This is a genomic window from Lyngbya confervoides BDU141951, assembly GCF_000817775.3.
Lineage (GTDB): Bacteria > Cyanobacteriota > Cyanobacteriia > Thermosynechococcales > Thermosynechococcaceae > Lyngbya > Lyngbya confervoides.
Genome location: NZ_JTHE03000064.1, coordinates 15268 through 36052, shown reverse-complemented (window position 1 = coordinate 36052; position 20785 = coordinate 15268). Strand labels below are relative to the sequence as shown.

Genomic DNA, 20785 nt, shown 5'->3' with positions numbered 1-20785 from the left:
CAAGCCAGACGATACAAAAAGTTTGTACAACCTCAAATGCCCACACTGCATTCTGTCCCGGATTAAATTGGTGGCCATTGGATAGACTCTTATCCCTGAGTTGGTTTTCCTACGACTGAACTTTATGTAACATATTCGGAAATGGCGATGACATATGCTAGCATCACCATCATATATTCAGGTGTGTCAGTTATTCTCCTCGCAGGTTCAAGGACTTAGGCAGCAAAATTTCGTTATTCACCTTAAGAAACTTATATCTTTAAAAAGGCGAGATCCTTAGGCGGCGGCTCTGTGGTGGGTTGCATCGGTTACTCCTGCAGGGGTTATATTGAGAGGTGTGGCTTTGCTTATGGATCGCAGTAAAGACGCTGAATGTTTGGGGCCTTTGACACAGGAGTCTTAGCGGCGGCGGGCCAATAATCATTCTCAAGGCCGTTCACCAGCATTCTAGAGAGCTACATTGGAGTGTGGGGTCCAATCAGTGGGGCTATGGACAACTCTAATCAATCGCAAGAACGTAAGAAAACCATGGAATTTGATGAGGCTTTTAAGCTAATTAACGCAGCAATCCTGGCGCAAGCGGGGCGACAGCTCAGTGCACCTGAGGTCACTCTTTTAAAGGGGACGTGGCAGGGAATGACGTACGAGCAAATGGCCGATAACTCTCCCTACAGTCTTAATTATTTAATGCGAGACATTGGCCCCAAATTCTGGCGTCTTTTGTCCTCGGCCATGGGCAAAGAGGTTAGCAAAACTAATATCCGCCTATTGCTAGAGCAGCAGGCTGGCGTCGGTGACAACCTTCTAGAGGTCAGCTCCACCCTTCCAATTTCCACTTCAACACGGGGTCGCCGTCGTAAAAATGCACAGGCCGTTAAGCTACAAGAAGCTTGGCCTTCGGCGGTGACAAACCCGGTTTGGGATGTGATGCCAGAGATTCCGGTCTTTTGCGGTCGAGATGACGAGCTAGATCAGCTAAATACCTGGGTCTTAGAAGATAATGTCCAGGTCGTTAGCATCCATGGTTTGAGTGGTGTGGGCAAGACGGCCCTTGCCAGAATGTTCATTGACGACGTGCAGGGAGCATTTGAACATGTTCTTTGGCGATCCATCAGTCATCAACCTCCTCTCAGTGCCCTGATTGCCAATCTATTTGAAGCGCTTGAGCAACCCTATAGCCGTATCAAGAACCCAATCAATCAGCTGGTTTCCATCCTGAAGAAACACCGATGCCTGCTGATTCTAGATGGGATTGAGGCAATTTTAGATGCGCAACAGCTAGCAGGACAGTACGCAGAGGGGTATGAAGATTATGGGGAGCTTTTCCGCCAGCTTGCCGATGTGTCCCATCAAAGCTGTTTGATCATGACAGGATTGGAAGCTCCCGCAGACATTCTTATGCAAACTAGTGACGCGATTGCGGTCAGGCCCATGGAATTGCAGGGCTTGCAGGTGGAAGATGCCCGTGCCTTACTTGAGAGTGAACGATTAGAGGATGCGGACTGCTGGGACGAGCTAATCAAGCGCTACTCTGGTTATCCAGGTGCGCTCACGGCAGTTTCTAGCCTCAGCCATACGTTATTTAATGGAAAGGTTAGTGCATTTCTGCAACACCAAACCTTTGTTTTTGGTGAGATTAACCATCAGCTTCAGCGAAGCTTTAGCCGACTTTCTCCCCTGGAGAAGGAGGTTTTGTTTTTCCTGGCTCTTCAGGGGGAACCCCTTTCTTTTTTAATGATTGAATCGGGCCTGACCATTGCGATTTCTGGACGCGATCTATTTGAAGTACTGGCCTCCTTGCGATCGCGCTCCCTGATTTTGACCCCTGAGGTCAAGAATCAGTCGCTGTTTGCCCTCTCTAGCCTAGTTATGGAATATGTAACCGGGGTGCTCATTGCAGAGATTAGCGGAGGTGAGACTCGCAACGGTATGCAGCGATCGCCCCTGCCCAAGGATATCGAGTCGGAGGAGATCCTTGATCTCAGCCCTTCCTCAACTCAAGAACCGGTCCGCCTCAGTCAGTGGTTTGACCAGAATTACCCCAGTCAGTGGGAACCCATGGGGGTTTTCTTTAGTAATCCTGAGATGGTTGCTGTCCGCCTACGCAGCACCTATCATCTCCGTGGGACGAAGCTTGAAAAACGGTTTAAGCGTATTTTACTGGGCAACCATAACTCAGCCTTAACTATTGCATTGATTGTCTCGGTTACAGAGGAATCTGCACAAAAGATTGGCGTTCGGGCACAGGTCCAGCCCCTAGATCATCAGTTAGAGCTTCCAGAAAACCTTTCCCTGAGTTTACTTAACGGCAATGGAGAAAATCTACGGACCATGACCACGCAAAAACATGATCATGATTTACGACTACCCCTGTTCCGTGGAGAGCAAGGCGATCAATTTATGCTTCAGATTGACTGGAGTCATCATAGCGTGATTGAATCGTTTGTCATCTAGCCTTCTTGAACGCGATTTTTGCTTTCCATGAGGTTAACGCCCCACATCCTACAATCTTGCAAAACTGACAAGATTGTAGGACCCTAAAACCTTTAAAACATTTGTACTCCGGTATAAATCCTGGAGAGCCTCCTGGAAAAGGGCTGTCTCTTCTCCGATTTCTGCGTCTACAAAAAACACATAATCGCCCAGGGCGGTTTTAGCCGGACGTGACTCAATACGACTGAGGTTAATCTGACGTTGGGCAAACACGCGCAGGGGGGACAAGAGTGCACCAGGGATGTTTTGATCAACGCTAAAAGCAAGGGATGTGTGAGTCGCGATCCCAGGACTTTGAAGGGGGCAGTCCTTTTGCCGGGTCAGGACCCAAAACTTGGTGCAGTTATCCGGGTGGTCCTGAATCGAGCGTGCCTGTATGGGGAGCTGATGTAGCCATGCAGCCCGCTCGGAGGCGATGGCTCCCACCTGCCGTTGATCCATCACGTATTTCAACGCTTCAGCCGTTGAGCTGGTGGGAATCAATTGCGCCTGGGGCACAGTCGCTGAGAGCCAATCTTGACATTGGCCTAAGGGCTGCGGGTGAGAATAGACCGCGACGATTTGACTAAAATCAGTCGTCTGAGTGATGAACATATGGTTGATAGGCAGGATAAAGGCCTGATAAACCTTAAGATCCTCAATTTTCCAGAGCGAATCTAGGGTTAAGGAGACCCCCCCTTCTAAGGAATTTTCCACCGGCACAACGGCCAGGGAAACGTTTCCTTGGGCTAGGGCTAGGACGGTCTGCGCAATCGTGGGCTCGGGCTTGAGGATGGGGGGATCGCAGGAGTGTTTACGCTGCAACCAGTCTGCATAATTCAGGGCAGCCTGCTCAGTGTAAGTCCCAGGAGGACCCAGGTAGGCAATTGAAAGCGGCGTCATCATCAGCGTTCTGCAAGGTCTATTTCCCATCCTAAGGGCTGAGGGGCCCTGAAAAGCAACCGGTTTCCAGGCTATGCTGACCTACAGTCAAAAATAATCTGTTCTTGTGGGACTGAAAAATAGTTAAATTAATAACAAGTGATGCATATGATGCCCGTTATGCAAGCGCATTTTAAAGCCGTTCAAAAAATTGCAATCCCGATTACCCCAGGAGCTCTCTCGATTGGTCACTATCTGCGTCAACCGCAGCGCTTGATTCACGCTCTTGTGGATCCGGAGCAGATCACACAGCTGGCCCCGGATCGGTTTCGATTGCAGATGCGATCGCGCCCTTTTCTGATGCTGACGCTACAGCCCACCGTGGACATTCAAATCTGGCTCAATGAAGCTGGAGCCATTCAGCTCCGGGCCATTGATTGTGAATTACGGGGAGTTGACTATATCAACCAGCGATTCAAACTAGATTTGGATGGCGTCCTCGCCGCTTACACCCGTGAGAATCGAACGGAGCTGCGCGGCACTGCACACCTCAGGGTGGATGTCCATCTCCCTCCGGCTCTATGGATGACGCCACGGAGCATTCTTCACACTACAGGCAACAGTCTGCTAAAGGGCATCTTGACAACCGTCAAGCAGCGTCTGGTACAGCAAATTGTTCAAGATTATCAGCTTTGGTGTCAGGCCATGGGAGAGCAGCCGGACTCTCTTTCCTCCCCCTCCCTCCCGGTACCCGATGCCTCCTCGCTATGAAGCTGAGATGGGCTGAGAGAGGAGTCCACAGCCCCATGGATTTTAGATCTTAGATAATTGTCCCGTCTGGGATTTCCGTATTCTTAGGAATCACAACAATGCCGTTACGGATATAAAAGCGTCCCTGGGGATCGTCGAAATCCTCTAGCCCCTTTTCATTTATAATTTTGACATTTTGGCCAATTCTGACGTTTTTGTCGATAATTGCCCGCCTCACAACCGAGTTCTTTCCGATGCCAATGGGCAAACTGGATTCAGGTTCTAGATAGCGATTGCGATGGGTTTGGGAGTAGTCAGAGCCGAGCAAGAGAGCATTGTCAATGACGCATCCTTCTTCTATCCACGATCGAACTCCCAGGACAGAGTGAAGAATATCGCACTTTTTCAAAATGCACCCTTCTCCAATAATGGATTCGGTAACGCGACAATCCAAGAGCTTGGTCGGTGGCAAATAGCGAGAACGAGTATAGATGGGGGCCTTTTCATCGTAAAAACTGAAGGCTGGATCGGGTTGACTGGTCAGACCCAGATTGGCGTCAAAAAAGGACTTAATGGTCCCAATATCCTCCCAGTAATCATTAAATAGGTGGGCCTGAACCTTAAGATTGCTGCCCCCCTGCCTAAAAATGGCGTTAGGAATGATTTCCTTGCCGAAATCTGTGGATTCCGGAGAGGTTTTCAACAGATCCAGCAATACATCCTTTTTAAAGACATAAATTCCCATGGAGGCAATATAGGGCTTGATCTGGGCATCTTGGGCACTTAATCCTAGAGTGGTAGTATCGACCCGCATTTGCTGAAGGCGATCGCCCGTGGGTTTTTCGTGAAAGTCAATCACCTTCCCCTGAGCATCAATTTTCATCAGGCCAAAGCTAGAGGCACGCTCGTCATCAATGGGAATCACCGAAAGCGTAATGTCTGCGCCGGTCTGTCGGTGATGGTGAATAAAGTTACGATAATCCATGCGGTAAAGATGGTCGCCTGAGAGAATCAGCACTTCATCAATATCTTTCCAGGTTTCAATGAGATGCATGTATTGCCGCACCGCATCCGCTGTCCCTTGAAACCAGGTGCTATCTTCCTCTGTTTTTTGCGCCGCAAGGACTTCAACAAATTCGTCGCGAAAGCCCACAAAATTATAAGCTCGCGAAATATGACGGTTCAGGGAAGCCGACTTAAACTGCGTCAAAACATAGATCTTCGTGATGTCAGAATTGATACAGTTACTGACCGGGATATCAATCAGACGATATTTTCCGGCCAGCGGCACCGCTGGCTTGGCCCGTTCTTTGGTGAGGGGGTACAGTCGACTACCTGCACCACCACCTAGGATAATTGCTAAGACTCGTTTCATAAAACTTTCCTCTAACCAGGGTTTTCTGGCGGTTATTCAGTCAGACTTGAGCTTTCTCTGGGGTCCGTTTAGACCCGGTGTTTAACCTCGTCCACAGGAGCACGATGGGAACCTGTAAGATTTAGGGGGGGTTAAACGTTACGCCTGCAATAGTCAGCAAAGAACCCTTGCAAACAGTGAAGTCCACTGTTCATCGTAGATCTGTTCGGGATCTTTGTAGACACCTTAGCTCCTAATTCTTCTCGCAGCTGAGGGTGCTCAAGAGTCGGTCAAGGGGGTGGACTCCCCACGGGAAGGACAAACAAACGTGAGCATTATATATTTGGAACTTGAGAACAGCGAAACAATGACCCAGCGCCAGACTAAAGCATCCTGGGAGTAGCCTCAGTATCGCCGCTCACCTTCCGGTGCAGCGCCCAAAATTCCATACCCGGTCCTCCTCTCCCGCTAAAAAAAATTCGTCGTTGAAGCTCCCACCCAGGTGGCAAGCTTCAACGACGAAATCATCGGGCCAGACTCAGTCGGCAAGGCTTACTTAAGCGAGACCTTACCGCCAGCCTCTTCAATTTGCTTCTTCGCGTCCTCAGCATCATCCTTCGAGACGCCTTCCTTAATTGCCTTAGGCGCAGACTCGACCATCTCCTTGGCCTCCTTAAGACCCAGGCCAGTCAAAGCCCGCACAGCCTTCAAGATTGCAATTTTCTTATCCGCAGGAACCTCTTCAAGGACTACATCAAATTCAGTCTTTTCTTCAACCTCTTCGGCCGGACCCGCCGCACCTGGAGCCGCCATCATGACTCCCGCAGCCGGGGCCGCTGCGCTGACTTCAAAAACCTCTTCGATTTGCTTGACCAACTCAGCAGCTTCCAGCAAGGTTAGAGATTTGAGTTGTTCGATAATTTGATCCGTTGCAGCAGACATTTGTATCTCCTAAATAAATAATGCAGATTGAACAATACAGGGTAGGAAGCGATGTTGCTTCGACTCCTCCCCAAGTCTCAGGGACTAGCCTTCTTTGGTCGCGTAGGCATTGAGGCCGCGAGCAATGGAAGACGGAACCTCCTTCACGCCAATGGCCACCTTGGCAGTAATCGCGTTGAGTGCTCCTGCAATTTGAGCCATGAGGACTTCCTTCGTGGGCAAGTCACCCAAGGCCTTAACCTCCGCCTCAGAAAGCGGTTTTCCCTCCATCACCGCGCCACGAATCGCAGTTTTTTTGGTTGCCTTCTGAAACTCTTGGTAAGATTTGATAGCGCTGAGATCTTCTTTAACCAGCAGAAAAGCTGAAGAGCCTTTCAGATACTCGGTCAAGGGTTGCCAGTTATCGTCTCCGTCGATAGCAAGGCGCATCAAGGTATTCTTCGTTACCTTGCACACAGCCCCGGCGGAACGAACGCGATTGCGGAGATCAGAAATCTCCGCAACACTCAAACCTTGGTAGTCAATCACAACCGCCATTTGCGCGTCGCTAAGCTGCTGTTTCAGGTCAGCGACAATCTGGCGCTTATTTTCTGGCGTTCTACCCATTCAATTCACCTCCTTATATTGGGTCGAGACAGAAACTTTAGGGTCAATTTCCCAGTAAAAAGCCCCAAACGCGACGTTCGAGGCGAAACCTAGCACAGGCTGAACCAGTTGCTAGATCTTGACGGAACCTCGGCGGGATATTTAAGCGTAAGCACCCGCTGTCTGTGGCCGATATGTAACGGTAAAAACTAGGAAATTGGCAATCTTCTCCAAACGCGATGGATCCAAGCCGGCTTATTCGCCAGCCTTCATATCGCGTAGTTCATTAACATCAACTTCAATGGAAGGCCCCATCGTTGCCGAAACGTAGAGCGATCGCCAGTAGCGTCCCTTCGCTCCCGAAGGGCGATTGCGATCAATGGTTTCTTGCAGCGCCTTCAGATTCACCAGTAAATCCTCGGCACTAAAGGCGGCTTTGCCAAACATAACATGAACAATTCCCGTTCGATCGGCTCGGAACTCCAGCTTACCCGCTTTAAATTCTTCGATTGCCTGGGGCAAATCAAAGGTCACGGTTCCCGCCTTCGGAGAGGGCATCAACCCCTTGGGTCCCAAAATCCGACCTACCTTTGCCACCTGGGGCATCATGTCGGGCGTGGCAATTAACAAATCGAAGTCCAACCGCCCCTTTTGAATTTCGTCAATTAATTCTTCCGACCCAGCAATATCCGCGCCTGCGCCAGTGGCTTCGGCAACCTTTTCACCCCGAGCAATGACCGCGACCCTGACCTCTTGCCCTGTTCCCTTGGGTAGCGCAACCGTCGTTCGCAACTGTTGATCGGTGTACTTCGGGTCAATGCCCAGTCGCACGTGGGCTTCTGCCGATTCTGGAAACTTAGCCGTCGCTGTTTTTCTAAGAAGCTCTAGCGCCTCTAGGGGAGCGTAGGCTTTTTCCTCAACCATTTGGTTGAGTTCTCTCAATCGCTTCGATACTTTTTTAGGCATAGATCCTCCTGGGGTCCTTAACGAAGCAACGAGTGCCTCTCCCCCATTGATAATTTTGCGAGACAACAACTGTGAAACAATTTGACCGGGTTGACCCCAGCCAGTCCGGGCTAGTCAACAACCGTGACGCCCATGTTTTTAGCCGTACCAGCGATAATACGCATCGCTGCTTCCACATCATTGGCATTCAAGTCGGGAAGCTTCGTTTGGGCAATTTCGCGCAGCTGATCGGTGGTGATTTTTCCCACCTTATTGCTGTTGGGTGCGCCCGATCCCTTCTCAATCCCAGCTGCCTTCTTAATGAGCACCGACGCTGGAGGCGTCTTCAGAATGAAGGTAAAGCTACGATCTTCGAAGACAGAAATTTCGACGGGCACAATCATCCCGGCTTGGTCTGCGGTACGAGCATTATACTCCTTGCAGAACATCATGATATTCACGCCATGCTGACCCAAGGCAGGGCCAATGGGAGGCGCAGGGTTAGCCTTGCCAGCCGGAATTGCTAGCTTGATAAGGGCAACTACTTTCTTTGCCATCGCTGATTAATTCTCTTTGCGAACCTGATTGAACTCTAATTCGACCGGGGTATCTCGCCCAAAGATTGAAAGCAAGGCCTTGAGCTTACCGCGCTCGGGACTTACCTCAATCACTTCCCCTTCAAAGTCCTTAAATGGACCGCTGAGGACAACAATTTTGTCACCAGCCTCCATATCGACCTTGACCACAGGTGCCTGCTCCTGAGTCTTCCGAAAGATCCGTTGAACTTCGGGTGGACTCAAGGGCATGGGCTTAACGTGCCCCCGACCTCGACCGTAGCGCCGCGTTTGCTCTGCTCCCACAAAGTTGATAACGTTGGGAGTGTTTTTCACGACCTGCCAGGTCTCGTCATCCATGACCATCCTTACCAGGACATAGCCAGGAAAGACTTTTTCTTCGCTAGAGGCACGACTGCCATCCTTACGAAGCTTGATAGTGGGCGTCTGGGGAATCTCAATTTGAACAATGCGATCAACGACATCCAGGGTTTGAAGGCGTTGCTCTAAATTGGACTTTACCTTCTTCTCACAGCCAGAGGCCACCTGTACAGCATACCAGCGTGCTCCCTGAACAGAAGACTCATCTGTTGATTCCACTGGGGAGTCTGCATTGATGAATTCGTCAGACATTTCAGAGATCACCACTTTAGAACACCAGCTGGGAAACCCATTCAAAGAGGTTATCAATTAGGGAGATAAACACCGCAGACAAGGACACCATAAAAATTACAGCTAGGGATTCACTGATCCACTGCTGTCGGTCCGGCCAAACAACCTTCCCAAACTCTTCCTTTGCTTCCTGGAGAAACGCAGCCGGGTTGGAACCTTGACGTTGCTGATTTTCTACTGTATCTTTTTTGGCCACGGGCTTAAGAATGGGAGTTTTAGGTCTTGCTGATGGTTTGGAACAGCATTGCACTTGAACAAGGGGGCAAAGCGCGCCCTGGAGGACTCGAACCCCCGACATCAGGTTTTGGAGACCTGCGTTCTACCAACTGAACTAAGAGCGCACAAAACTGTACTTTAAAGCGCCCGATCAAAGCGCTGCTTAACGCGGGTCGCCTTACCAATGCGATCGCGTAAATAGTATAGCTTAGCACGTCGCACTTTACCGCGCCGTACTACCTTGACACCATCAACTCGAGGAGAATGAAGCAAGAAAACTCGCTCCACGCCTATACCCTGAAAGATTCGGCGAACCGTAATGGTTTCATTAATTCCGCCGTGACGCTTAGCAATCACAGTCCCTTCGTAGGGCTGCGTTCGCTCCTTGTTGCCCTCTTTGATACGCACGCCTACGCGAACGGTATCGCCGACATGAATTTCGGGCAGATCCTGCTTAAGATGTTCCGATTCGATGGAACGAATAATTTCTTGCGCGTGCATGGTCATCCACAAAAAAGCCGCAAGATCTAACTATACAGGAGGACAACTTTAAATGTCTAGGTAAAGCTTGAGTTTTTTTTAAGCATTACTCTTCCGGCTCCTCCGCTATGGTGGAAGCAGTGAGGATTGTAACGGGCTTGGCCTGGCAATCGCTCGCCATGATTGTTGTGTATCCATCGCGGTCGACCCAAGGTGCCATGTCTAAGCTTACCGTTAACCTCATTCAGGGGTCTGTTTCCTTTGACTTCTCCACTGAAGCGGCCCAGGCGCTTCAGTCCGAAATTTCAGCCCTGATGCAAGCCTTCCGGACCCCGGCGGGACCGAAGACGACGGGGGATCGTCCCCAAGCCAAGCCAAGCCTGGACTATCGTTTTTCTGGCCCCCTGCTGTTCGAGTGCTTCTGCAACCCGAATATCTGGCCGACTCCCTTTGCTGCCAAGGTTCTGATTACGCTGCGCGAGGAGCGGCTACGCTTGACCACCGAGGCGGAACTTACACAGCTCATGGAGGACCTGAACCAATATTTAGATCAAGAGGCTTAGGATTGGGCCAACCCACGCGTTCGCTGGGATCCTCTTTGTCATGGGGACATTTTTGTTATGGGGATGTTTTTGTCATGGGGACGTTCCGAACATCTGGACTGCAACAATGCGGCTGCCATCTGGTGTGACCGCGAAGCCATAGCCAAAGGACTCAAAGCCAGACTTCAGGATAATGCGCTTGTGCTGAGGGCTACCCATGAACAGCTGTTGAAATTGAGGCACCAGATCTGCACGGCGAGGACGAAAGGTTCCGAGGCGATAGTTCAGGATATTTTCTCCAACGACAATGCGACCCCCAGCCTGGTGAACTCGATCCGTTGGAGTTTGGCCTTCTGGGGAATAGTGACTGAAATAGTTACGCTGAATCATGTCCTCTGCATGGCGCTGGGCCACTTGATTGAGCAAGGCGTTCTCACTGAGACTGGGTAAGCCCTGCCTTTGGCGATCGCGATTGACCAACCGCAGGGCGATCGCCCGCAGATCAGTCACGCGCTCAGCGGCGCGCGCTAACCGGGCTGCAGGTGGGGTTGTCCCCGGTGCAAGAGGACGCACGGATGGGGGTGAGGCATTCCAAGGCTGAGCAGATGCAGGCTGTAGCCAGCCCAAAACTCCCAAACCAAGCAAAAGGACAGTAGCTGAGCGAGTCATAGGTCAGTCAATGGCAAAGGGTTACTCTCTGCCCTTAGGATTGACCGCCACAGGCTAAAATTATCTCCCGAAATAAATTTCGTCTCTCCCCGGAGCAGGCCGGGGGGCTGCGCTGGCTATACCTAGGCAGCATTGCTGCCTCCTGGCTTGTTTTCCCTCCCGTTGCTCGACTAAGATTTGGGGAAGGCTTTATATTTTCTCAAGGGTTCGAAACATGATGTTGAGCGTGATTAGCTACTTTCTATTTCTGGGTGTAATGGCTGGGATTGCCGTGACGCTTTTCTACGGATTGAAAAGCTTAAAGCTGATCTAATTCGGTCTCTTGGGGCAGAGACTAAAATCAGGGGGCAGCGCCATTCCCCTTATCACTGAGGGGTAACGCTTTAGGCTAGACCTGACGAATCCCGAGGTTGACCCTTCAGTGATCCGGTTTAGCCAGAGATAACTCGGCGCGCGGCGACCACAATCTCGGACAACGGGGCGCTTGATTTGATAGCCTGGGCTGCTACTGAGGTGCGGCTGGCGGCATATCCTTGGTTTTGCAGGGCTTGAATCAGCCGATCTCGATTGGGGATATCCATACGGCCTCGCCGTCCAATTTCAGCCAGGGGATAGTAAAAGGGGGGGAGTGGGGCTTCCGCCTGCATGATATCCAGTAAGGAGACCTGTCGCGGCCAGTCCCAGGCAAGGGCCTGTTCTTGCATGGCTTTTAGGGTTGGGGGATGGTGCAGTGGTCCTAGCCACATCGGTCCACTGATCACGAGGGGACGCTCGTAGGGATGGGCCAGGCACTGGGCCTGGGGCAGCGATCGCCAATCTACCCGTGTATATTGACCGCAGTGGTGACAGTACCCTAAGAACCCACAATCTTGATCCGCGTGACGACCGACGGGCTGCAGCTTCAGTAGCACCCGATAGGTTTTCCCGCAGAAAAATGACAGAACCGGACCCAGGCTTAAATGCTGAAGCTGAGCCTGCTGCATGGCTAAACCGATTAAAATCCGCAGTCCCTGCTCGTGTTTTGCAGGATGGTAACGCGCGTAGGCATTGAACTGCCCCAAGGAGCGCCGTGAATTCTGACCGGCCAGACTTTTGCCATCGGTTGCCGTTAGGTAAAGATATCCGCCCATCCGAGTTGCCGCCAGTCCCCCAGCCAGATGAGCGGCCGGGCTGCCAAAGGCATCGATATCGACCCAATCAAATCGCTGCTGCTGCTGCTGACATTGGGCAAAGACCTCGCGGGCCGAAACAAAGCTTAAGTGATACTGATGGGGGGATAGACTCTGAGCAAGATTAGCCTCCACCAGCGGGCGATGCTCTAGATTGCCGTCATTGGCCCAGACCCAGTCTGCCTTTGATTCCACGACGTAGCGCAGAGCCCGCACGCCGCAACCGGTCATCACATCTAAAACCCGCAGGTGATTATGCTGGGAGCGATACACCGCTGCTGCCAGTACGCCCAGATCTCGGGTCATCCTACTCGCGGATCGGTAAAAGGCATCTCCAGAGTGGAACTGAACCCGCCCTTCCAGGCGCAACGGAGGGGACAGCGGCGGGCTCTGGGTTGAATACGATTCTAAGGGGTGCATGTTGTGGCAAGCCTAGCTGGCTTCCAAGGGGGCCATCGTCAACCCCGCCCGCTGCAGTTGCTGGTGGTAGAGTTCAGCCTGTTCTAGGGGACCCACCCAAACAATCGCTACCCCCTCGAAATGGACCTGATTGGTCAACTCCCAGGCTCTCTCTGGCGTCATGCTCGGAATATAGGTCATCAAGCATTCTGCTACGTGCTCAAAGGTATTCACCTCATCATTGAGCACAATCACCTTGTAGTTGGGATAGGGCTTGCGGGTTGTCTTTTCCTTTGTTTGACGGGTTGGTGCCGCGATGGCAGCATGTCTGGTCATAGATGCAAAGAAGGTAGCCCGGAAACAACTTAAAATCTGGCCTTAGTTTACCTTTGAATTTAAGGCGAGGGGAATCCCTATCGGCCCACAATCAGTCCTGCGGCAATGGCCGGGTCACCTGTTGGCTAAACCGAAGGGCCGTGGATAGGGACGCGGTTTTCCATCGATAGGACACCTCGGGCCGCTGGAGAATGATGAGGGGAATGTGCAGTTGCGCGGCTGCTTGACGTTTAATGTCTTCTCCCCCCGCTTCTCCCGAGGCCTTGGTGATCACCCGAGAGATGCGCCAATGCTTCCAGAGGGCGCATTCCAGGGCTAGGGATAGGGGCGGCTGCATGGCGATTAGATGGGCGCGGGGAAATCCAGCCTTGAGGGCCAGCCGGACGGCTGTCTCTGTGGGTAAAATGCGAGCAAATAGCTCACAATGCTGATGCCAGGACGAAAACTGCGACAGGGATCGGCTGCCCAAGGTTAACAAGATGCGATGACCCGCGAGATCCTGAAGCGGTAGAATTTCGTCTCCCAGGGCCACCTCTTGCACCCAATCAGAGGCTGGAGTAGATACAGGCGATCGCTCAAATCTGAGGTAGGGAAGATTGAGCTGCTCGGCCACCCGCATGGCTCGAGTTGATATCTCGACCGCGAAGGGGTGAGACGCATCTAAAATCCCCAGGATTTGGTGACGGCCAATCCATTCTTGCAGCTGATGATCCGATTCAAAGCAAATGGATTCGACGCCTAAGGTGGGATAGGCAGAAAAACGCTGGCGAGCCGCTGCGGTGGTCACCGTTACCAGCACCGTTTCAGCCTGGGCCCTGAGCTGATGGACCAAGTGAATGCTCTCGGAGGTTCCGCCAATGAGCCAAAGTTTTCCCCGCAGTTTCGGAGAGGGAGCGTGATTCATCGCAACCAATCTGCATCTAGCATGGGCGAGTTAGATCTCAGGTTTAACCCATGGGTCTGAAACTTTTGCAGTTTCCAGGGAATAATAATTAAACCAAGGGACTGATGCTTATCCTACGCCATAAATCGGGATTAATGGATTTTCGGGCCGCGCGGCCGCCATGGCCCAGTTGTTTCTGTGTTGCCAGGCATCCGAACTGTCTGTTACTTCCCCTTTCCCCATCCCCCTTACCCCAGAGCAGATGAATCGTGGAGTCAAATGAGTCCAAACAGCGGAGACATATTCTAGTCCTGGAGGATGCCGCCGGTCCCCGGGTGGTTTCACTAGAGTCGTCTTCTCATTCCATTGGTCGAGATCCATCAAACTCCCTTGTATTAAAGGCGAAGGACGTTTCTCGACAACATGCGATGCTTCTGCGAATTAGCGGCATGGAGCAAGACAGCTATGGATTTATGCTCATTGATGGGGACTTACAGGGAAAGCGCAGCCGCAATGGAATCATGGTGAACGGGAAGCGCTGTCACGCTCCTCATCGGCTGCAGCATGGGGATTTAATTCGTTTTGCCACCCGAGTTAACTGTCGCTATCTAATTTTGCCCCTCACCGCTGAGGGGGAATTTCAAAAATTTTGTCAGACCCTCAACTACACTCAGATTCTGTCGGAGCAAGCAGACTGCGAATGGAGCGGGTATGAGTTAGATAATCTTTGGGAAGCCGAGGAATCCGACGACGCCTTTTTAATCCGTCTCGCCTCCTTTCCAGAAATCAACCCCAGTCCCATGTTTGAGGTGAATCTCACGGGAGAACTCACCTACCTCAATCCCGCAGCCGCGGCGGCATTTCGAAATTTGGGTCAGCAAGGCAGCAATCATGTTATGGTTCAGGGCCTGTTTGATCTGGTGCATCAGGCTGAATCAAATATTCTGGTGCGCGAGGTGACGGTGGACAGCCGCGTCTTTGAGCAGACAATTCACTATCTTCCCGAAACGGATCTGATTCGCTGCTGCGCCTTTGATATTACCGAGCGCAAACATGCGGAGGCAGAACTCAAAAAGCGCGATCGCTTACTGCAAAGCGTGGCGGAAGCCACGACTCATCTGCTTGAGAATGTGGCCTACGAAGCGGCCATTGACGCCGCGATCGCCAAGCTTGGGTTCGCAGCAGGGGCCGACCGCGTTTGCATTTTGGCCAATCATCTCCATCCCAAAACCCAGGAGCTATGCACCAGTCTTCAGTTTGAATGGGTGCGTGAGGCCAAACTCTCCCTTCTCAAGTCAGGGCATCGCTATAACCAAAGTCTGCAAGATTCTCCCCTTGCAGAATGGCATCAGCAACTGCTGGCAGAACAGTCCATTCACAGCACGCTCATCCAGTGCTCTGAAGCGGAGCGAGAGTACCTAAACCAGGAGCAGATTCAGTCGATTCTGATCGTACCCATCTTTTTGGAAAAAGAGCTATGGGGACTCATTGAGCTTCACCACTGTGCGGTCGATACAGCCTGGTCGCCTCAGGAAGAATCCATTGTTTTTGCCATGGCCGCAAGCATTAGCGCTGCGCTCCAGCGACAGAAGACGGAGAAGATTATCCACCATCAAGCCTTCCACGACGCCCTGACCAATCTCCCCAATCGGATCTTATTTCAGGAACGGCTGGCCTTGGCCTTGGCAGAGACCAGCCAGTCTACTCAGTCTGTTTGTGTGATGTTCATTGATCTAGATCGCTTCAAGCGCATCAACGACACCTTGGGGCATACCGTTGGCGATCAACTCCTGCGGGCCATAGCCGAACGACTCCAGCGGTGCCTTCCGCCAGGGGCGACGGTGTCCCGGTGGGGAGGCGATGAGTTTACGGTTTTGCTGCCCCAGCTTGAATCCATCACCGAGGCGACGGAAATTGCTCAGCAGATGATTGAGGCCATTAAGCGCCCCTGTGTGGTGGGAGCCCACAACCTATTTGTCGGTGCCAGCATTGGTATTGCGGCCTCCCCTGAGGCCGGGACTGAATCTGAAACCCTTCTCCAGAATGCAGATGTGGCGCTTTACCAATGCAAAGAGCACAAGTCTTCGGAATATCGAATCTATGAAAATTCCATGAACGCCAAGGCTCCTGAGATGTTCATGCTGGAGAACAGTTTTCACGGTGCCCTAGAAAAAGGCGAATTTGCCCTGTACTACCAACCGAAGGTGAATATTTTCACCCAGGAAATTGTTGGGTTAGAGGCCTTAATTCGCTGGCAGCATCCGACCATGGGACTGGTACCGCCGAGCATCTTTATTCCCCTTGCTGAGGAAACGGGATTCATCTCGGAAATTGGCTCTTGGGTCTTAAAAACGGCTTGCGACCAGATTATCACCTGGCATCATCAGGGGCTACAGCCCCTTTCCGTTGCCGTCAATCTATCGGCCCACCAGTTTTATCAGCCCACTTTGCTGGCGGAGCTAGACCACATTCTGTCCACCACCCAGATTGATCCGCAATATTTGGAGCTGGAGATTACGGAAACCACCGCCGTTGAGAATATTGAGCTAACCACGCAGCTGTTGCAACAGGTGCAGACTCTGGGCATTCACATCGCTATGGATGACTTTGGCACCGGATATTCTTCCCTGAACTATCTCAAGCAGCTACCGCTCAACACCCTAAAAATTGACCGTTCCTTTATTCAAGATCTCAAACCCAATACCAAGGATCTAGAAATCATCCGGGCTGTGGTTGCGCTGGCCATGGGGCTAGATCTAGAGATTGTGGCGGAGGGGGTGGACAACGCCGAACAGATTCAGGTGTTGAAAGAGTTGAACTGCAAAATTGTCCAGGGCTACTACTTTAGTCAACCCCTGCCAACCGCGGAGATGACGCGGATGCTTCAAGACAATTGGCAGCAGCGTCGACATCCAGTCACCGTGGCCCTCAACAGTGGTGATTCAGCCCCCTGCTGTCCGGGGATTTCGTTGAGTTCATAAGCCGTTGGTGTGGGAGGATTTCAAGGGATCGTGGGTTCTGCAGCAGAACCGCCAGGGCAGGTTCATGCGATATGATGCGATCGCCGATCCCTTGCGCGCAACCGCGACGGTCTCAACCGCGACGGTCTCAACTAAAACTCAACTAAGACTGTATTAACCCCAAAATGTCGGCCCAACGACCCCACTGGCAGGTGCCCATCCAGGAGTGTGGGGAACCTTTAGTGGAAATTCCCCTGGAGCAGTTTGCCCATAGCGTCCCCCATGCTTACCAGGCTCTGGGCGCGCCCTATGGTTCGCTTTCCCCCTATTGCCTTCGCCTGGGGGTCAAAGAAGCGCTCATCCAGGCGCAGAAGCATCTGCAACAAGATTATCCCCACTGGCAACTTTACATTTTTGATGCCTATCGTCCCTTGGCCGTCCAGGCGTTTATGGCCCACCATGCCTTTCAAACCCTGGTTCAGGCGCGGGGACTGGCAGCCTCGTCCCTGACCTCGTCCCAAACCCATGATCTCTGGAGCGAGGTCTACAAAATTTGGGCACCGCCCCAGGAAAATCCCTTAACCCCCCCTCCCCACAGCACCGGTGGAGCGGTGGACCTGACGCTATTTGATACCCAAACTGGCCAATGTGTGGAGATGGGATCGCCCATTGACGAACTTTCGGAGCGATCGCAACCAGACTATTTTCAACAGCAGCTGGCGCAGGACTCCCTATCCAATCGAGCCCAGGCCCAAGCAGCAGCCCAGCATCGAACCCTTCTGGCGCAGGTGATGCAGGCGACCGGATTTAAGCGTCATCCTGGAGAATGGTGGCACTTTTGTTTGGGCGATCAAATGTGGGTTTGGCTCTCTGGGGACCAAGGGGAACCGCAGGCGCGATACGGTCGCTATGACTTGCTGATTTCCTAAGCTTGCCTCCGCGCAGGGGGGGGAGCGCGATTCTAGAGTTGGACCAGATCGCTATATTCGGTGAGCAGCTCATCGTAGGTGAGGCTATCCTCCGCTGACTGGGGACTCCAGAGCACCTCAAGCACGCACAGGTAGTCTGCCGTTAGGGCTGCAATCTCACTGAGCGCAGATTGCAGAGCTTCAACGGTTTTAATTTCCCCGAATAAAGGCTGATCATGGGCTGTGCCCATTAACAGCGTCACCACAATATAGGCTGCTGGTCCTTCCTCCAATCCAGGAGCAGTCACGCTTTGCTGCTGCACTCGCCCACCAACATTCACCAGGGTTTCCGCGCTCATTTTACTGCGCTCGGCGATCGCCATTTGATTGAAAACCTTCTGAGCGATGTCCAGATTGGGGACCGTCTGGGACTCGGCATAGACGTGGGTCCAGCTCTCGGAATGCCGCAGTACGATCAAGGCCGACTCTTGCAACAAATGCAGTAACCCTTCGGGAGTACGCGTGTCGGCCTGAAGCGCCAGAGTGGATAGCGCCTGTTGAAGGGATCCGGCATGGGCAACCAGCGCCACCTGGATCTGGCTCACGGTCACCGTATCGTTGCTTAACTCCGTTACCGGATCCACTGGCCCCCGACGCTTCAGCAAAAATCCAACGAGAAAAGCCAGTCCCACCCCACCCAGAATCAATACCACTAGGGTCGAAAAAATAGCACCACTGCCTGAGGCCGAGGATTGACTCAGAGATGGATTGGGTGGGGATTGCGGTTGAGTGGGCAGTGGAACAAACACCGGACCCCTTCCGCTCGATGGACTCCGCGGCGGCGTCATTGAGGGTGGGCGCTGTGGCTGAGCGGGCGCTGAACGCGTAGCAGGGGGGCGGCTGCGAAAGGAACCGCCACCACTGCGGCCACCACTGCTGCGGGCAGATGCCGGCGGCACGGAAAACCAGGAACCCTCAGATCCCGGTCCCCCCGGCATCACAACAGGTGAAAAGGCACCTAAGAATAGACAAGCTGCCCACAGGCCTCTTTGCAGCGATCGCATGTTCAACCTTCCTCCACGACTCAACCTTCCTCCAGGGCACCCTCCGGCTTAACCCAGGCTTGCCCCCTCACTGTAGCCTTTATCCACCTTAGATTAAAGAATCGGGAGCGGCCTGGGCCGCTCCCGATTCTCAGATAACTTCAAATGTGGTGCACAGTTTAAGGGGTTCAGCTGAGGCACTAGTTGAGACAATCCGTTTGGGTGGGTCTGTCAGGGATGACCCAGGTCGACAGAACCCTTCCCTTACATCATGCCCATGCCGCCCATGCCGCCCATGCCGCCCATGCCACCCATGCCGCCCATGTCAGGCGCAGGAGAAGCTTTTTCAGGCTTTTCTACCACGAGCACTTCCGTCGTTAACACCATACCAGCAATGGAACCGGCATACTGTAAACCCGAACGGACCACCTTCGCCGGGTCAATGACGCCAGCTGATACCATGTCCTCATAGACGTTGGTCAGCGCGTTGTAGCCAATGTTGCCAGACTTGGCTAGCACATTTTCTACCACGACTGCACCTTCCATACCCGCGTTATCCGCGATTTGGGACAGGGGAGCGCTCAGGGCAGCAGCCACAATATCCGCACCCACTTGCTCTTCATCGGAAAGCTGGGACTTGATCAGATCTACCTTCGGCACCAGCCGAACCAGGGTTGTGCCACCACCGGGAACAATCCCTTCCTCAACCGCGGCCTTTGTGGCATTCAGGGCATCCTCAATGCGCAACTTGCGGTCCTTAAGTTCGGTCTCAGTGGCTGCCCCCACCTTGATCACCGCAACACCACCCACGAGTTTGGCAATTCGCTCTTGCAGCTTCTCCGAATCGTAGGCCGAGTCCGTTTCCTCTAGCTGGCGACGCAGCTGTTCCGCTCGCTTTTCAATATCGGCCTTGTTACCCGAATCGGCCACAATAGTGGTGTTGTCCTTGGTGACCGTCACCTTACTGGCAATGCCTAAAGAATCCAGCTCCACCTTGTCCAGGGAGAGACCAATATCCTCAGAAATCACCTGACCGCCCATCAAAACCGCAAGATCCTCTAGCATCTCTTGACGACGTTGGCCAAAGCCGGGTGCTTTGATGGCCACCACGTTCAGCACGCCCCGCAGCTTATTGACCACCAGAGTTGCCAGGGCTTCGCCATCGATATCTTCCGAAATAATCAGCAGAGGCTGCCCTAGCCCTGAAACCTTTTCCAGAGTAGGGACCAAATCCTGGACGGTGCTAATTTTCTTGTTGACTAGCAGAACGCGAGCATTGTCGAGAACCGCCTCCATTCGCTCAGCATCGGTCACAAAGTAGGGGGAAATATAGCCTCGGTCAATCTGCATCCCCTCCACTACGTCCAGTTCAGTTGCCAGGGACTTGGATTCCTCGACGGTAATCACGCCATCTTTCCCGACTTGAGCCATGGCAGAGGAGATCATTTGGCCGACTTCATCGTCATTTCCTGCTGAAATCGTGGCCACTTGAGCAATGGCGTCTCCCGCAACGGGCTGGGCCATCGCCTCAATTTCCTTGACCAGGTGCTCAATGGTCTTTTCAATCCCTCGACGAAGGGCCACGGGATTGGCACCAGCAGCCACATTTTTTAAGCCCTCCCGAATCATAGACTGGGCCAGAACAGTGGCGGTAGTGGTTCCATCACCTGCCGCATCATTAGTTTTTGAGGCCACCTCCCGCATCAACTGTGCACCAGAATTTTCTAGGGGGTCTTCCAGCTCAACTTCTTTGGCGATGGTGACCCCATCGTTAACAATCTGCGGCGCACCAAACTTTTTCTCCAGAACGACGTTGCGTCCCTTGGGACCTAACGTGATCCGCACTGCATCCGCCAGTGCATTCACTCCCGCTTCCAGTGAGCGGCGGGAATCCTCATCAAATGTGACGATTTTAGCCATGAACTGAGTCCTTCAATCGTTAATGGTGCATTGGTTGGCACATAAAATTAGCACTCTCATCTCAAGAGTGCTAATTCTTCAACAAGTGCAATTTTATCCCGCAA

General features: G+C 52.5%; 21 protein-coding genes, 1 tRNA gene and 1 other annotated feature. Of the genes, 6 read left to right on the top strand and 16 right to left on the bottom strand.

Going from position 1 to position 20785, the window contains the following annotated elements:
* Positions 1-489: 489 nt before the first annotated feature.
* Entirely contained in the window at positions 490-2454 is a 1965-nt protein-coding gene (locus tag QQ91_RS12205) for a DUF1822 family protein (RefSeq protein WP_166282421.1), read from the top strand.
* Between the two features lie 48 nt (positions 2455-2502).
* Here QQ91_RS12205 and pheA read toward each other — a convergent pair whose 3' ends face one another.
* A complete protein-coding gene (pheA, locus tag QQ91_RS12200; protein ID WP_236096174.1) occupies positions 2503-3378 on the bottom strand; it encodes a prephenate dehydratase in 876 nt (291 codons plus the stop codon).
* Between the two features lie 156 nt (positions 3379-3534).
* Here pheA and QQ91_RS12195 point away from each other — a divergent pair, with 156 nt between their 5' ends.
* On the top strand, positions 3535-4125 hold the full coding sequence (locus QQ91_RS12195; protein ID WP_166282419.1) for a DUF1997 domain-containing protein: 591 nt from the start codon (positions 3535-3537) through the stop codon (positions 4123-4125).
* 49 nt (positions 4126-4174) lie between these two features.
* On the opposite strand, the gene QQ91_RS12190 is transcribed toward QQ91_RS12195, so the two are convergent.
* From QQ91_RS12190 to rplS, 9 genes are all read right to left on the bottom strand, one after another.
* Positions 4175-5479, bottom strand: coding sequence for a glucose-1-phosphate adenylyltransferase (locus QQ91_RS12190; protein ID WP_166282417.1), 1305 nt, complete (start codon positions 5477-5479; stop codon positions 4175-4177).
* 531 nt (positions 5480-6010) lie between these two features.
* Positions 6011-6400 carry a 50S ribosomal protein L7/L12 gene (rplL, locus tag QQ91_RS12185; RefSeq protein ID WP_166282415.1) on the bottom strand — a complete coding sequence of 130 codons (390 nt, stop codon included), beginning with the start codon at positions 6398-6400 and terminating at the stop codon, positions 6011-6013.
* An 84-nt stretch (positions 6401-6484) separates the two neighbouring features.
* A complete protein-coding gene (gene rplJ / locus QQ91_RS12180; protein ID WP_166282413.1) occupies positions 6485-7006 on the bottom strand; it encodes a 50S ribosomal protein L10 in 522 nt (173 codons plus the stop codon).
* A gap of 46 nt (positions 7007-7052) precedes the next feature.
* Positions 7053-7192, bottom strand: a sequence feature (ribosomal protein L10 leader region).
* Positions 7193-7240: 48 nt separating this feature from the next.
* Complete coding sequence (gene rplA, locus QQ91_RS12175; protein ID WP_166282411.1) at positions 7241-7951, bottom strand: 50S ribosomal protein L1; 711 nt, start codon at positions 7949-7951, stop codon at positions 7241-7243.
* A gap of 110 nt (positions 7952-8061) precedes the next feature.
* Entirely contained in the window at positions 8062-8487 is a 426-nt protein-coding gene (gene rplK / locus QQ91_RS12170) for a 50S ribosomal protein L11 (RefSeq protein WP_166282409.1), read from the bottom strand.
* Positions 8488-8493: 6 nt separating this feature from the next.
* Entirely contained in the window at positions 8494-9117 is a 624-nt protein-coding gene (gene nusG, locus QQ91_RS12165) for a transcription termination/antitermination protein NusG (RefSeq protein ID WP_166282407.1), read from the bottom strand.
* A gap of 16 nt (positions 9118-9133) precedes the next feature.
* Entirely contained in the window at positions 9134-9352 is a 219-nt protein-coding gene (gene secE / locus QQ91_RS12160; RefSeq protein ID WP_250833346.1) for a preprotein translocase subunit SecE, read from the bottom strand.
* Positions 9353-9424: 72 nt separating this feature from the next.
* A tRNA-Trp gene (locus tag QQ91_RS12155) sits at positions 9425-9497 on the bottom strand.
* A gap of 13 nt (positions 9498-9510) precedes the next feature.
* Entirely contained in the window at positions 9511-9873 is a 363-nt protein-coding gene (gene rplS / locus QQ91_RS12150; protein ID WP_166282403.1) for a 50S ribosomal protein L19, read from the bottom strand.
* Between the two features lie 197 nt (positions 9874-10070).
* On the opposite strand from rplS, the gene QQ91_RS12145 reads away from it, so the two are divergent.
* The gene (locus QQ91_RS12145) at positions 10071-10415 is read left to right on the top strand and encodes a hypothetical protein (protein ID WP_166282401.1); all 345 of its coding nucleotides are present in this window, start codon (positions 10071-10073) and stop codon (positions 10413-10415) included.
* A gap of 72 nt (positions 10416-10487) precedes the next feature.
* Here QQ91_RS12145 and QQ91_RS12140 read toward each other — a convergent pair whose 3' ends face one another.
* Complete coding sequence (locus QQ91_RS12140) at positions 10488-11063, bottom strand: CAP domain-containing protein (protein ID WP_201277444.1); 576 nt, start codon at positions 11061-11063, stop codon at positions 10488-10490.
* A gap of 214 nt (positions 11064-11277) precedes the next feature.
* Here QQ91_RS12140 and petL point away from each other — a divergent pair, with 214 nt between their 5' ends.
* Positions 11278-11376, top strand: a complete 99-nt coding sequence (gene petL, locus QQ91_RS12135) for a cytochrome b6-f complex subunit PetL (RefSeq protein WP_236096173.1) — start codon at positions 11278-11280, stop codon at positions 11374-11376.
* 118 nt (positions 11377-11494) lie between these two features.
* Here petL and QQ91_RS12130 read toward each other — a convergent pair whose 3' ends face one another.
* The 3 genes from QQ91_RS12130 to QQ91_RS12120 form a co-directional block, all read right to left on the bottom strand.
* Positions 11495-12652, bottom strand: a complete 1158-nt coding sequence (locus tag QQ91_RS12130) for a class I SAM-dependent methyltransferase (RefSeq protein ID WP_166282397.1) — start codon at positions 12650-12652, stop codon at positions 11495-11497.
* 12 nt (positions 12653-12664) lie between these two features.
* Positions 12665-12967, bottom strand: coding sequence for an ATP-dependent Clp protease adapter ClpS (clpS, locus tag QQ91_RS12125; RefSeq protein WP_166282395.1), 303 nt, complete (start codon positions 12965-12967; stop codon positions 12665-12667).
* A gap of 91 nt (positions 12968-13058) precedes the next feature.
* Positions 13059-13871, bottom strand: coding sequence for a cobalt-precorrin-6A reductase (locus tag QQ91_RS12120; protein ID WP_166282393.1), 813 nt, complete (start codon positions 13869-13871; stop codon positions 13059-13061).
* A gap of 248 nt (positions 13872-14119) precedes the next feature.
* On the opposite strand from QQ91_RS12120, the gene QQ91_RS12115 reads away from it, so the two are divergent.
* Together QQ91_RS12115 and QQ91_RS12110 are read left to right on the top strand one after the other, a co-directional pair.
* The gene (locus tag QQ91_RS12115; protein WP_166282391.1) at positions 14120-16831 is read left to right on the top strand and encodes an EAL domain-containing protein; all 2712 of its coding nucleotides are present in this window, start codon (positions 14120-14122) and stop codon (positions 16829-16831) included.
* A 164-nt stretch (positions 16832-16995) separates the two neighbouring features.
* Entirely contained in the window at positions 16996-17739 is a 744-nt protein-coding gene (locus QQ91_RS12110; protein WP_166282389.1) for a M15 family metallopeptidase, read from the top strand.
* Between the two features lie 32 nt (positions 17740-17771).
* Here QQ91_RS12110 and QQ91_RS12105 read toward each other — a convergent pair whose 3' ends face one another.
* The gene (locus QQ91_RS12105) at positions 17772-18527 is read right to left on the bottom strand and encodes a DUF1517 domain-containing protein (RefSeq protein WP_166282387.1); all 756 of its coding nucleotides are present in this window, start codon (positions 18525-18527) and stop codon (positions 17772-17774) included.
* 498 nt (positions 18528-19025) lie between these two features.
* Positions 19026-20681, bottom strand: coding sequence for a chaperonin GroEL (groL, locus tag QQ91_RS12100; RefSeq protein WP_166282385.1), 1656 nt, complete (start codon positions 20679-20681; stop codon positions 19026-19028).
* Between the last annotated feature and the right edge of the window lie 104 nt (positions 20682-20785).